Genomic DNA, 13,542 nt, shown 5'->3' on the forward strand with positions numbered 1-13,542 from the left:
GTAATCGGCACGCGATTTCTGAAGCAGGGCCAGATCGTATTTGCCCTTGTTGGCATTCGCCTTCAGGTGGGTGGAATCCGTATAGAGGACAGTCCCATCCACCAGACCGTGCTTGATCGCCTGCTCCACGATCGCATCGAAAATGTCCTGGGCCACGGATGTATCGTTAAAGCGACGGCGGCGGTTTTGTGATAGCGTCGAGGCATCGAAGACAGGGTCCGTCAGCTTCATGCGCAGAAACCAGCGATAGGCGACGTTCACCTCGATCTCGCGCACCAACTGCCGTTCCGAGCGCACACCGAACAGGTAGCCGATGAACAGCGCCTTGAACATCAAGGTCGGGTCGAGCGGTGGACGACCGTTGTCGGCGCAGTAGAGGCCCGCAACACGATCATGAATAAATGAGAAGTCGATCACCGCGTCGATCTTGCGAAGCAGATGATCTTTAGGGACCAGGCTATCGAGCGTCACCATCTCAAGAGCAGTCTGTTCAGGAGCAGGTTTCTTTAACATGTCCCAATGACTCATAAACCCCCAGCTCACGCCAGGGGTTTGTCAGCAGTCTGGGGCCATTCAAGAGAATGGCCCAAACCTTTGCTAGTGTAGGGTTGCACTGGCGGCCAGCCGTTCGCTTTTGTCGTGAAGCGCGAACTTGTCGACCATCTCTGCGCTGGCCTGGTTGAAGCCTACCACGTCGACCTGAATTCCGGCTCGTCGATATTTCAATACCACCTTGTCCAGCGCGCCCACTGCGGTGATGTCCCAGAGATGGGCAGCGGAAACATCAATGTTGATCTGGTCTGCCTGTTCGTTGAAATCGAAGGCGCGGATAAAGTTCTCTGCCGAGGCAAAGAAGATTTGGCCTTCCACGACATAAGTCACGGTTTTCGCCACGGTCTCTTCGCTTCGAGTGACTCGAAAGAGCTTGGAAACCTTTCCGGCAAAGAAGATGCCGGACAGTAGAACGCCGACGATAACGCCCTTTGCAAGATCGTGCGTTGCCACGACAGTGACGACCGTTGCGAGCATCACAACCGATGACGGCAGCGGATTCTTGCGCAGGTCGAGAATGGAGCGCCAGGAAAATGTTCCGATCGACACCATGATCATGACGGCAACGAGCGCTGCCATAGGTATGATACGGACAAGGTCATCAAGCACGACAATCAGAAACAGCAGAAAGGCGCCTGCGACAAATGTCGAAAGCCTTCCCCGGCCACCGGAGGTCACATTGATCACGGACTGCCCTATCATTGCGCAGCCCCCCATTCCACCGATCAGCGCTGAGGCAATATTGCCAGCGCCCTGGCCCACGCATTCCTGGCTCTTGTTGCTCGGCGTATCGGTCATGTCGTCGACGATTTGCGCAGTGAGAAGCGACTCAAGGAGGCCAACGGCTGCGAGTGTGACGGAATAGGGGAGGATGATCCGAAGCGTCTCCCAAGTCATCGGCACCTGCGGAAATGTCAGGATTGGAAAGCTGGACGGGAGCTCGCCAAGGTCGCCCACTGTGCGCAGTTCCATTCCGGTCCACCATGCGATCACCGTCAGGACGGCAATCGCAACCAGAGGCGAGGGTATTGCCTTGGTCACATACGGAAAGAGATAGATAATCGCGAGGCCACCTGCGATCATGACATAGGTCAGGCTGGGAACACCGATCAGTTCAGGCAACTGCGCCATAAAGATCAGAATGGCCAAAGCGTTGACAAAACCCGTAATGACCGAGCGGGACACGAAGCGCATCACGCGGCCGAGTTTCAACCAGCCAGCAACGATCTGTATGACACCCATCAGAATCGTGGCAGCGAAGAGATATTGAAGCCCGTGTTCTTTGACGAGAGAGACCATAACCACGGCGGTTGCGGCCGTCGCAGCCGAGATCATTCCGGGACGACCGCCGACGAAAGCCGCGACACAGGCAATGGCAAACGAGGCGTAAAGTCCGACTTTGGGATCGACACCGGCGATGACTGAAAAGCCGATCGCCTCTGGAATCAGAGCAAGCGCGACGACGATGCCGGAGAGCACGTCTCCACGAATATTGGAGAACCACTCCTGACGGTAGTGTGTGAAAGTTTGCATGAATGAGTTACCACAGTTGTTGCAACGGGCCGAGCGGGACTCGGTCCTTAAAAGATGAAACAGGTTGCGTTGCTGTGTTGTCTGGCGGATCGGCGGCCAGAAGAGCCACCCGGATTTTCACCGGGTCCTTGTGGATGGATGCCTTATAACGGACATGCGCTTCTGGCGCAATCAGTGAATGTCGAGTGACGACCTTCGCTGTACTCTGCACATATCTTAACGAATTATGACTGCGACGCAGCGTTTTCGATACATCTATCGCACCTACCGATAACCGAATTCCTTAAATGAAAAGAGTGTCTTATCGGATATAACGTGCTCTCAGGGAGGCCATTCGATGGCAGGCGCTGGGGAGCGTGACGATGAAGTGCTTTTTTGTGATGTTGATCCTGACGGGAACGATTTTTACACCGGCGGAAGCGAAAGCGCCCTATATGTTCGGCGTATCGCTCAAGAACCTGCATTGGGACAGATGAAGACCGTCAGTCGTTTCCTGCAGCGTCATTGAGCGCGTCGAGATCAGGCACTGTGATATGCCGGTTGTTCTCGATCCGAATGATGCCTTCTTTCTTGAGCCTGGTCATTTGACGGCTGACGGTTTCGATGGTCAGACCGAGAAAATCTGCAATATCGGCGCGCGACAGCGGCAGATCGAAACACGAGGCGTCGCCTTTTTCGGGATCGATATGCTTTGCGATCAGATAAAGGAAGCTTGCGACTTTTTCCTGCGCCGATTTACGCCCCAGCGTCAGCATCCAGTCTCGCGCTTCGTCGAGTTCCTTGAGCGACTGGCCGTGCAGCTTACGCTCCATATTCGGCACATCGACGATCATCCGGTCTACCACGCGGCGCGGGAAAAGGCAGATTTCCACGTCCGTCGCGGCTTCCGCCGTCATGCTGCTTTCTGCATTGAAGGGACGGCCCAGAAAATCGGGCGCAAATTGCAGCCCGACAATCTGCTGACGGCCATCCGACATCATTTTCGAAAGCTTGACGACCCCGCTCAAAATGTTGGCGTAGTAGGGCACCAGTTCGCCTTGGCCGAGCAGCTCACTGCCCGTCTCGAATTTCCTACGGCTGGACTGACGGTTCAGCTCCACAAGCTGGGTCGGCGTGAGCACACCACATAGCCCGCCATGGCGCGCTTCGCATGCGCGGCAAACGACAGGCATATCCGAGTTATGGATGGTCTTCTGCAGAGTGTCCATTTATCACGTCCAAGTCGAACGGGCCTGTTGTCAGGTCATCCCAAAGCCCGTCACATCGATCCCCTCAAGCGCGTGTCCCCACACCGCTTCTGAGCAGAATGTTTATTAGCTGATTTGATCGAAGTCAAAGTTGCAAACTGTCGCAGCATGTATCTCTTAGTCGCAGAATTGATACATGCTAAAAAAGGGCGCGCGATGGCCGAGCATCTATTGAAGAAATATTCCTCGGCCGTGCCCCGCTACACGAGCTACCCGACAGCACCGCACTTTCATGAAGGCATCGGAACGGGTGAATATGCGGCCTGGCTTCAGGCGCTTGATTCGCAAAACCGGCTGTCTCTCTACATTCATATACCTTATTGCGACCGGCTTTGCTGGTTCTGCGCCTGTCACACGAAGCATACGCTCCGCTACGAGCCGATCGCCTCTTATCTCAAAGCGCTTCGCAGCGAAATCGAGGCCGTGGCTGGTCTGGTAGCACCAAGTGTTCAGGTCACCGCAGTGCATTTCGGTGGCGGCTCCCCGACGATGTTAAAGCCCGAAGACCTGATTGAGCTAATGGGGCATCTTCGTTCGGTGTTCTCATTTGCCCACGATGCTGAAATCAGTGTGGAGATCGACCCCAACGATGTCGATGAGGGACGCTATGATGCGCTTGCCGAGATCGGCATGACCCGGGCGAGCATTGGCGTGCAGGATTTCGATCTGAAGGTACAGACCACCATCAACCGAATGCAGAGCTTCGAGCAAACGCAATCCGTAGTCGATGCGGTACGGGCGAGGGGTGCTCACTCGGTCAACTGCGACGTACTCTACGGCCTTCCGCACCAAACACTCGACACTCTGCGCGCCACTATCGAGAAGATCGTGTCTCTCAGCCCCGACCGCGTTGCGCTGTTCGGCTATGCGCATGTGCCATGGATGAAAAAGCATCAGACGATGATTCCGCAGCAGGCGCTGCCGGATGTGCTCGCTCGATACCGGCAGATGAAGACCGCAGCCGAAATGCTGGTAGAGGCAGGTTACGAGGCAATCGGAATCGATCATTTCGCCAGGCCCGGAGACACTCTGGCGCTGGCGGTGAAGGAGGGAGAACTTCGGCGCAACTTCCAGGGTTATACAGATGACAGTGCGGATGCGCTGATCGGGCTTGGTGCATCGGCCATAGGCAAGCTGCCACAAGGCTACGTGCAGAATATGGTGGCGACAGGGGAGTATGAGCGAATGGCCGATGCCGAAGGCCTATGTGTCGTGCGCGGCATCGCGCTTTCGGCAGAAGACAGGGTCCGCGCGTTCGTTATAGAAAGGATCATGTGCGACTTTGCACTCGATCTTTCCGCTTTGACTGCGCTTTATGGAGAGCTGGCTTTGCCGGCCATCGAGGAAGCCAAGCTGTTTGCTGCGGGCGATCGCGATGGGCTCGTCCATCTGGAGGCAGATCATTTCGCCTTGACGGAAACCGGCAAGCCGTTTGCGCGCAGCATTGCCGCGACGTTTGATACCTACCTCTCGAATGGGCGAGGGCGCCACTCTCTGGCGGTTTGACTGTAGGGAGTGCGCAACACATATCATCCAAAATATCGCGCTCTATCACGAAACCATTGGCTTTTTGATGCAACTTCCCTATGTGGTGCCTCTGAAGAGACCTTTATAAGTAAGAACACAAAGGATACGGGCGTGACAGCTACATTCGATAAGGTTGCCGACATCATCGCTGATACTAGCGAAATCGATCGCGAAACCATTACGCCGGAAAGCCACACCATCGACGATCTCGGCATTGACAGCCTGGACTTCCTCGATATCGTTTTCGCTATCGACAAGGAATTCGGCATCAAGATTCCGCTCGAACAGTGGACGCAGGAAGTCAACGAGGGCAAGGTTTCGACCGAAGAATACTTCGTTCTGAAGAACCTTTGCGCCAAGATCGATGAGTTGAAAGCCGCAAAGGGCTGATTGACGCCGGTGCCCGTTCTGCGGGCATCCTCTGCGTCAGTCCACTCGCAAGCCTGAACTGGAGCGCCGCATTTGCGGCGCTATGCCATTTCTGGGGCTGCAGATCCGATCAGATCCGATCGCAGCTGATTGCATTCCAAGCCCGGAGGGCGGCGCAACGGCAGTTCATGGCTCTGCTCTCTATTTTACGGACAAGACATGCTTCTCGAATATTTTCAGATGGTGGACCGAATCGAGTCTATCGACAGATCCGCCCGCATCTTGAAGGCTCGATCCATCGTGCCCGATAAAAGCCCGGTCTTCGAAGGGCACTTTCCAGGCATGCCACTCGTTCCAGGTGTACTCTTGATCGAAACGATGGCTCAGACCTCCGGCATGCTGGTCCTTGCCATGACGGACTTTGCCGCCATGCCGTTCCTGATGTCCGTCGACAACGCCAAGATGCGCACATTCGTCGAGCCTAATGCCGAACTGGATATCGAAGCCTACCTTGAGCACGACGGATCGGGTTTCGCTGTGACCAAGGCCAAGATAATGTCAGCCGGCAAAAAGGTCTGTGATGCGCAGTTGAAGCTCCGCACCATGCCATTTTCAGAGATTCCACTCGCGCCGATCGTCAAGAAGCGCGCAGAGGAAGTGGGCCTGATGGCGGCCATCGCGGCCGATACTTCTCGCTGATTGAAAAAGCGCTATATGCGCCTCCAAAATGCTGAAAAATCACGCAATGCGTAAGGTCCGGTAGCCTTCGCCATTGCAAAGCCGCACCGCGCGCATTATTCCGCATGGCACGTGCGGCGTCTTAGCCGTTTTTAAGAGCTGGCCCGGCGAAGTGTTCCGGAAAGGCGACGAAGGATCACGGATGATGAAGTCTGACAATGATGTGGTGATTACCGGGGTTGGTATCGTGACCTGTCATGGTGTTGGCAAAGATGCCCATATCGCTCTTCTTTCAAGTACAGCGACGCCTGAGCCGATTGTCGAGACGGAAAAGTTCGCGCCTTATCCGATCCATCCTCTGCCGGAGATCGACTGGTCGGCGCAAATCGGTCGCAAGGATCAGCGCCAGATGGAAAACTGGCAGCGCCTTGGTGTGTTCGCCGCCGGTCTTGCGCTCGACGATGCCGGTCTGAAAGAAGACGCAGAAGCTTGTGGCACGATGGACATGATCGTCGCAGCCGGAGGTGGGGAGCGAGACATCAATGTCGATACGCTGATCGTCGACGAAGGCTTGAAGCGCAACGACCGCGAAGTCATGCTCAACGAGAAGCTGACGACCGAGCTTCGTCCGACGCTGTTTCTCGCCCAACTTTCCAACCTGATGGCTGGCAACATCTCCATCGTTCACAAGGTCACCGGTTCGTCGCGGACCTTCATGGGTGAGGAGGGCGCTGGTATTTCGGCTGTCGAGACCGCCTTCTATCGCATCCGTTCCGGCGAATCGAGCCATGCGCTTGTTGGCGGTGCATTCGCGGCGGAACGTCCGGATATGACACTTCTGTTCGAAGCGATCGGCGCGCACGCTCAAGGCGACTGGCAACCTCTTTGGTCCCGCGCGGACGGGGAGGGTGGTGGCATGATCACCGGGTCGGTCGGCGCGTTTCTTGTTCTGGAATCGCGCAAGCGCGCCGAGGCTCGTGGTGCGCACATCTACGCGCGCATCGACGCAATCGAGGGCGATCGTGGCAGCCGCGACGATGGAAAGCTTGAGAAGCGTTTAGAGCGTCTGCTTGCGCCTGCAAATGATGCCGCGCAAACCATCGTTTTCTCCGGTGCGAGTGGACTTGACGGATTGACCGCCCGCGAAAAGAACATCCTTGAAAAGGCTTTGCCGCATGCTGCTATCCGTGGATTCGGCGGCGTCACCGGCCACGGTCTTGAAGCGCAGTTCCCCCTTGGCCTGGCGCTCGCTGCGCTCACTCTCCAGAGCGGCGCAAAAGTGCCGCCATTCGACGCTGTTGCGGAAAAGCCTATGGCATCTGCCGTAACGGAAGCGGTCGTCACCACTATCGGTCACGTGCGCGGCGAAGGCGTCGCCGTTCTTTCTAGAGACGCTTGAGGAGTTCAGACCATGGCATCCAGCAATTTCCGGGATCATCTTGGCCGTCCTATCGTCGCCGTCACCGGCATGGGTATCATCACCTCCCTCGGGCAGGGATTGACCGATAACTGGGCGGCTTTGACCTCAGGCAAATCCGGGATCCACAAGATCACACGTTTTCCCACCGATAATCTGTCGACCAAGATTTGCGGCACGGTGGATTTCATCGATATTCCTGTGCCGAATTCCGTCGAGCGCTCTTTCGCTTTCGCCCGTGAAACCACAATCGAAGCGCTGGCGCAGGCAGGTCTGTCCGGCGATTTCAACGGCCCACTATTTCTGGCGGCTCCGCCCATCGAGCCGGAATGGAGCGCCCGTTTCGAGCTTGCCGACCGTTCGCCACCAGCGGCAAAGCCAGGCGATGCCTATGACCGGTTCATGGCGGCATTGCGCCAGCGTCCCGATCCGGCCTTCCAGGAGGCTGCTCTCTTCGGTGCGATCTCCGAACGTCTTTCTGATCGGTTCGGCACACGTGGCCTTCCGGTAACGCTTTCGACGGCTTGCGCTTCCGGCGCAACGGCAATTCAGCTTGGCGTGGAAGCCATTCGCCAGGGCCGCACGGACCGTGCGCTGACGGTCGCCACCGACGGTTCAGTCAGTGCAGAGGCCTTGATCCGCTTCTCGCTCCTCTCCGCACTGTCCACGCAGAACGATCCGCCGGAAAAGGCATCGAAGCCTTTCAGCAAGGACCGCGATGGATTCGTCATTGCCGAAGGTGCTGCGACACTGGTTTTGGAATCGCTGGAAGCAGCTGTTGCCCGCGGTGCAAAGGTCCTGGGCATTATCAAGGGTGCAGGGGAGAAAGCCGATAGCTTTCACCGCACACGCTCCTCGCCAGATGGCGGCCCGGCAATTGCCACGATCCATGCCGCACTTGCCGATGCAGGTGTATCTGAAGCCGATATCGGCTATGTCAATGCGCATGGCACCTCGACGCCGGAAAACGACAAGATGGAATATGGCTCCATGCTCGCGGTCTTCGGTGAGGGTTTGAAGTCGATCCCCGTCTCCTCCAACAAGTCTATGATCGGCCACACCCTGACGGCAGCAGGTGCAGTTGAAGCTGTGTTCTCGTTGCAGACCATGCTGACTGGCACACTTCCGCCGACGATCAACTACACCAATCCCGATCCGACGATCGCGCTGGATGTGGTGCCGAATGTGAAGCGTGATGCTCAGGTGGGTGCCGTTCTGTCTAACTCGTTCGGCTTCGGTGGCCAGAATGCAAGCCTTGTCATGACGCGGGAACCGGCCTAATCGGTTCCCCCTCTGTATGTGTCCGACTTTGGACAATGTCTGTGCGAAATGGATGGGAGTGGCGTGTGCGTGTTCATCCGGTATGGCACGGCACTCTCAATCGACAAACGATGTAACGCCCTCGGGCGGAGGACTTTTATAATGCGCGCTCTTCAACTCGTCGACGACCGTAAGCTTGAGAAGGTGGATCTGCCAGAGCCAGAAGCACCGGCACCGGGGGAAGTCACGCTTCGCGTCAAGGCGGTTGCGCTGAACCATATCGATGTTTGGGGCTGGCGCGGCATGGCCTTTGCGAAGCGTAAGATGCCGCTGACCATCGGAGCAGAAGCTTCCGGCGTGGTGGAAGCAATCGGCCCGGGTGTATCCAATGTTCTTCCTGGGCAGCTCGTGTCCATCTACGGCGCACGCATCTGTGGTCGCTGCCATCACTGCGTCGCCGGCCGTGACAATCTTTGCGAAAATGTCGGCGGCGTTCATGGTTTTCACCTTGATGGCTTTGCACAGGAGAAAATCAACATTCCGGCGCGCCAACTGGTGCTTGCACCACCCGGCGTCGATGCTGTTGCGGCAGCACTTGCTCCCGTGACCTTCGGCACGGTGGAGCACATGTTGTTCGACAACGCCAAGCTTCAGCCCGGCGAGACGATCCTTGTTCATGCGGGAGGTTCCGGTATCGGCACTGCCGCCATTCAGCTGGCGAAAAAGATGGGTTGTACCGTCATCACCACGGTCGGTTCGGATGACAAGATCGAGCGTGCCAAGGCACTCGGTGCAGATCACGTTATCAACTACCGCGTTGATCGCTTCGAGGGTGTCGTCCGCAAACTGACCAAGAAGAAGGGTGTCGATGTCGTCTTCGAGCATGTCGGCAAGGATACCTGGGCAGGGTCGATGTTCTCGTTGAAGCGCGGCGGCCGTCTCGTCACCTGTGGCTCCACCTCGGGCGTTTCCACCGAAATCAATCTGATGATGCTGTTCCAGCAGCAGTTGAAGCTGCTCGGCTCTTTCGGTTGCCGTATGCAGAACATGGCCGACGCTATGCAAAAAATGGCGCGTGGCCTTGTCCATCCGGTCATCGATACAGAAGTTACCTTTGACGATATCGACAAAGCTCTGGAGCGTATGGAGACCCGTCAGGTTTTCGGTAAGATCGTTCTGCGGATGGATTGATCAGTGAAGCTTCTTGTGACGCGCATTGTTCTCGCGCTTGAAAATTTCCGCCAGTGGTTCAACGCGACGATTGCGTTCGGTTTTCTGAGCTTGCTGAAACTGCTGCCTGCAGATCCGGCCATCCGCTTTGCGGATAGACTTGCACGCAAGATCGGCCCGAAGACGCCGCGTCACAAGTTGATGCTCTTCAATCTGGCTCGCGCCTATCCTGAAAAGTCTGAAGCGGAGTGCCTGGAAATCGCATTGGACAGCTGGGGAAACATGGGGCGTCTTGCCGCCGAATATGTTTTCCTCGACCGCCTCTTCGATTTTGATCCGCAGCAAACAAAACCCGGTCGCATCGAAGTCGTCGGCATCGATACCTTCCTTGAGCTGCGTGATAATCCGCGTCCTTTTATCGTCTTCACCGCCCATACCGGAAACTTTGAGTTGCTGCCGGTCGCCGGATCGGCCTTCGGGCTTGATGTGACCGTTCTTTTTCGCCCGCCGAACAATCCCTACGTGGCGGAGAAGATTTATAATTTCCGCAAAGAACGGATGGGCAAGCTCGTGCCGTCGCATGCGGGCTCGTCTTTCGCACTGGCGCGCCAGCTGGAAAGGGGCGCAGGTGTTGGCGTCTTGGTGGATCAGAAGTTCCGCAAAGGCCTTGTGACTCAGTTCTTTGGACACAACGTGCAGACCAATCCGCTGCTTGCCAAGCTGGTGCGGCAGTTCGGCTGCGATGTCTATCCTGCGCGTTGCATCCGCCTTCCGGACAATCGGTATCGTCTCGAGATCGAGCCGAAAGTCGAGATACCATTGAATGATAAGGGCAGCGTCGACATTCAAAAGACGGCACAATTGCTGAATGACAAAGTTGAAAGCTGGGTTCGTGAATATCCGGGTCAGTGGTTGTGGTACCATGACCGTTGGCACATCAAGGACCATGTTTAAGTGCAGCCGATCGCACGTCGTTGCTATTTGCAGTAAACTACTTCTTCAATAAAAATGGGGTAACGTGGTAGGCACAAAATAGTGAGGCATTAGCTGCTGCTCGAAGTGATATGCTTATTCTTCCTTACTATTTCTGGCATTTGTAGAAACAGCTCGGATTGTGATAATTATGAATATATTGGCGTGACGATCTTGTACCCACAAACGCCCTGTTTTCCGGGCATGTGATGAAGTTTCATCACGATAAGCCCGGAGAAGATTGGGGACAGGAAGTGCCTTCGTCTCGGGAGTGTTGAGTTGAAAAGATTGATAGAATCGTTCTGGCAGCGTTACAAGGAACTGAAAAGCGCAGTCATCCGCAATGATGCGCCGAAAGTTGCCGCGCTCGACAAGGAGCTCGAAAAGCTGCTCGATAGCATCATCGGACGCAAGAACGCTTCTTCGTCTGAAATTCTCGAACAGTTCCGCTTCGCGATCGACCTTCTCAATGAAGAAGCCGAAGACATCGGCTGCGTTCAGCGCAATTCGGAGGTTTTAAGACGGCTGGTGGATCGCTATATCGGCGCTGGCCTGCCGCGCGACGGGGGCACCGGCACTGAAGAGGATGCGCCCTGGAGCCCCTACGTCATTCTGGATGAAGACCGGTTGGATGATTTGGACGATCGCGTCGTTGTTGTGTCGCCGGGTTACCGGATCAACTACACCAACTCGGCCAATGCCGCCTCGCTACAGTCAGATCGCAGCGATATCATCGGCAAGCATATTGCAGAGCTCGTTGGTATCCACCGTTTTCAGCAGATCTTCCGTCACAAACTGGACGCCTGTTTCAAAGGTGAGGCCGAGAAATATACCTATGCGGAAGACGAACTTGGTCACACCGTGGTCAAGTCTTTCGAGATGTCTCCTTGCTATTCGCCGTCTTACAAGCTTGTGGGGGCCATCGTTGTGGTCAAAGAATTGGAAGATCGCCGCAGCAGGGATGTCGCTTGATCTGTCGACGCAGGTGAAATGGGCGGCTTCTATTTGAAGATACTCCCCAATCAGTAGGCTATTAGAAATGATATATTGACTGTCGTGATCGGTGCAGTAGTTCTGTGCTCGAAAAAAACTATCGTCAATAAGGAATGCAGTTTGACGGGTCTTCGGGCTGCGGGGAAAAAACTTGATGGACGTACAGCTTAAGGAGTTTTTCCAGGCTTTCGCAATCAAAAATCTTCAGTTGAGGCAGGCAGTTAGTCAAGGTGAAGACGATCTTGTCACAATGTTTGATCGTGAGCTGCAGGTCATCATCGCCGACATTCTCTCCTTTACCGCTCTGACGCGGGAGGAGTTGCATCAGCAATTCCAGTTCCTGTGTACCCTGATTAGAGATGGATCCGATGACAGGCTTTCGGTTGTGCGTAAAAGCATGATGATGTCTGCGCTGATAGATCAGTATTTTCTGGATCGACCGACGTTTTCCCAAGTAGATTTTGCGGAGCTATTAGCGGGGCGCGGCAAGCCCGCTAAGCCGGCCTCATACGATCAACCGCTTTTCAGCGAGGTGGTTCTGGATAGCTTGGACGATCGTGTTGTCGTCCTTACGACTGACTATCGCTATCTGTATTCCAATCAGGCAAATGCAAATTTCTTTAAGACCAGCCGCCTATCGATCATCGGTTGTCATCTCGCGGATCTCATTGGTGACGACGGATTTCATGATCAGGCTAAGCCCGCATTGGATAGATGCTTCGCAGGTGAGAAGATTGATTACATTCACCATACGATCCGAAGCGATGGGCGGTTTGCGACGCGTTGTCGTATAACGCCTTTGCGAGCCTCTGACGGCCGTATCATGGCAGCTGTCGCTGTGTTGAAGAATGTAGATGAGATGGCGGAGCTGGAGAGCGGTTCAGTCTCCTGAAATCTTTCGTGAGCGAAAGATTACGATCCGCTGAATTTGCCGATGATCCATCCAAGAGAATAGGGCGCGTTCGTATCCAGGATAAGACGCGCAGCCATGGCGAGACATGAGATTACGAGAAGCGGGCGGATGATCTTCGCGCCATTCTTCATGGCCAGTCTGGAGCCGATCTGAGCACCTAGAAACTGCCCGAAGCCCATGACCAGGCCGAGCTTCCACAGGATCGCGCCATTCAAGGTGAACACCAGGAAACCGCCGAAATTCGAGCCGAAGTTCAAGAGTTTCGTATGAGCTGTCGCCTTCAGCATGCCAAAGCCAGCAAGCCCGACAAATGCCAGCATATAAAATGAACCGGCTCCAGGTCCGAAAACACCATCGTAAAATCCGATCAGAGGAACCACCGTCAGACCGAAGAGAAGCGGCGTGATACGGCGTTGGCTGTCAATATCGCTCAAATTCGGTTTGAATGCGAAGTAGACCGCAATGGCCACGAGCAGGAACGGCATGATCGCTCTGAGAACATCCGCCGGAACGAATGACGCCGTAAAGGCACCGGCCATGCCGCCGACCAAGGCCATCAGCGCCATCGGGAATTGTGTCTTGAGATCGACGTGGCCTTTCCGGGCGTAGGCGATGGTCGCAGATGCCGATCCGAATTGCGCCTGTAGCTTATTGGTTCCAAGCGCCTCCAGCGGCGGTATACCCATGATCAGCATCGCCGGCAGCACGATCAATCCTCCGCCTCCGGCAATCGAATCAACGAAGCCAGCGAAGACGGCGACAAAGAACAAAATAATGAAAAGCTGGAGGGCGACGTCTTGCACGGGGAGGCATCCGGTATGTTTTGCTGGCCGCTTGTGGCACCGAATGCCCTGTCCCGCAACCGCTTTTGCAGGTCACGTTAATGGACGGACGGAAAAGATTGCGCAGTG

At 55.5% G+C, this 13,542-nt stretch carries 13 protein-coding genes and 1 other annotated feature; of the genes, 9 read left to right on the plus strand and 4 right to left on the minus strand.

Going from position 1 to position 13,542, the window contains the following annotated elements; all coding sequences use genetic code 11:
• The 3 genes from ACQZ5M_RS00005 to fnrN form a co-directional block, all read right to left on the minus strand.
• On the minus strand, positions 1-513 hold a 513-nt coding region (locus ACQZ5M_RS00005), incomplete at its 3' end, for a transposase (protein ID WP_449078792.1).
• Positions 514-597: 84 nt separating this feature from the next.
• Positions 598-2,085 carry a SulP family inorganic anion transporter gene (locus ACQZ5M_RS00010; RefSeq protein ID WP_449078793.1) on the minus strand — a complete coding sequence of 496 codons (1,488 nt, stop codon included), beginning with the start codon at positions 2,083-2,085 and terminating at the stop codon, positions 598-600.
• Positions 2,086-2,160: 75 nt separating this feature from the next.
• Positions 2,161-2,216: a sequence feature (sul1 is cis-regulatory element that is thought to sense ions involved in sulfur or methionine metabolism; They are found in Alphaproteobacteria), on the minus strand.
• A gap of 351 nt (positions 2,217-2,567) precedes the next feature.
• Positions 2,568-3,293 carry a transcriptional regulator FnrN gene (gene fnrN, locus ACQZ5M_RS00015; protein ID WP_296018404.1) on the minus strand — a complete coding sequence of 242 codons (726 nt, stop codon included), beginning with the start codon at positions 3,291-3,293 and terminating at the stop codon, positions 2,568-2,570.
• 195 nt (positions 3,294-3,488) lie between these two features.
• On the opposite strand from fnrN, the gene hemN reads away from it, so the two are divergent.
• The 9 genes from hemN (at position 3,489) to ACQZ5M_RS00060 (ending at position 12,610) form a co-directional block, all read left to right on the plus strand.
• Positions 3,489-4,838, plus strand: a complete 1,350-nt coding sequence (hemN, locus tag ACQZ5M_RS00020; protein WP_296018403.1) for an oxygen-independent coproporphyrinogen III oxidase — start codon at positions 3,489-3,491, stop codon at positions 4,836-4,838.
• Between the two features lie 132 nt (positions 4,839-4,970).
• Entirely contained in the window at positions 4,971-5,249 is a 279-nt protein-coding gene (locus ACQZ5M_RS00025; RefSeq protein ID WP_027675812.1) for an acyl carrier protein, read from the plus strand.
• Between the two features lie 198 nt (positions 5,250-5,447).
• Complete coding sequence (locus ACQZ5M_RS00030; protein ID WP_296018399.1) at positions 5,448-5,927, plus strand: 3-hydroxyacyl-ACP dehydratase FabZ family protein; 480 nt, start codon at positions 5,448-5,450, stop codon at positions 5,925-5,927.
• A gap of 181 nt (positions 5,928-6,108) precedes the next feature.
• Positions 6,109-7,305 carry a beta-ketoacyl-ACP synthase gene (locus ACQZ5M_RS00035; protein WP_296104313.1) on the plus strand — a complete coding sequence of 399 codons (1,197 nt, stop codon included), beginning with the start codon at positions 6,109-6,111 and terminating at the stop codon, positions 7,303-7,305.
• A gap of 12 nt (positions 7,306-7,317) precedes the next feature.
• Positions 7,318-8,604 carry a beta-ketoacyl-ACP synthase gene (locus ACQZ5M_RS00040; protein ID WP_296036711.1) on the plus strand — a complete coding sequence of 429 codons (1,287 nt, stop codon included), beginning with the start codon at positions 7,318-7,320 and terminating at the stop codon, positions 8,602-8,604.
• A 141-nt stretch (positions 8,605-8,745) separates the two neighbouring features.
• The gene (locus ACQZ5M_RS00045; protein WP_296018392.1) at positions 8,746-9,774 is read left to right on the plus strand and encodes a zinc-binding dehydrogenase; all 1,029 of its coding nucleotides are present in this window, start codon (positions 8,746-8,748) and stop codon (positions 9,772-9,774) included.
• A 3-nt stretch (positions 9,775-9,777) separates the two neighbouring features.
• Complete coding sequence (locus tag ACQZ5M_RS00050; protein WP_296036709.1) at positions 9,778-10,707, plus strand: lipid A biosynthesis lauroyl acyltransferase; 930 nt, start codon at positions 9,778-9,780, stop codon at positions 10,705-10,707.
• Between the two features lie 297 nt (positions 10,708-11,004).
• Complete coding sequence (locus tag ACQZ5M_RS00055; RefSeq protein WP_296018387.1) at positions 11,005-11,697, plus strand: hypothetical protein; 693 nt, start codon at positions 11,005-11,007, stop codon at positions 11,695-11,697.
• A 175-nt stretch (positions 11,698-11,872) separates the two neighbouring features.
• Positions 11,873-12,610: a PAS domain-containing protein gene (locus ACQZ5M_RS00060; RefSeq protein WP_296018385.1), complete on the plus strand. Its 738-nt coding sequence runs from the start codon at positions 11,873-11,875 to the stop codon at positions 12,608-12,610.
• A gap of 20 nt (positions 12,611-12,630) precedes the next feature.
• On the opposite strand, the gene ACQZ5M_RS00065 is transcribed toward ACQZ5M_RS00060, so the two are convergent.
• Positions 12,631-13,434 carry a TSUP family transporter gene (locus ACQZ5M_RS00065; protein ID WP_296081210.1) on the minus strand — a complete coding sequence of 268 codons (804 nt, stop codon included), beginning with the start codon at positions 13,432-13,434 and terminating at the stop codon, positions 12,631-12,633.
• Positions 13,435-13,542 lie beyond the last annotated feature (108 nt).

Source organism: Rhizobium sp. 22-785-1 (assembly GCF_053521965.1).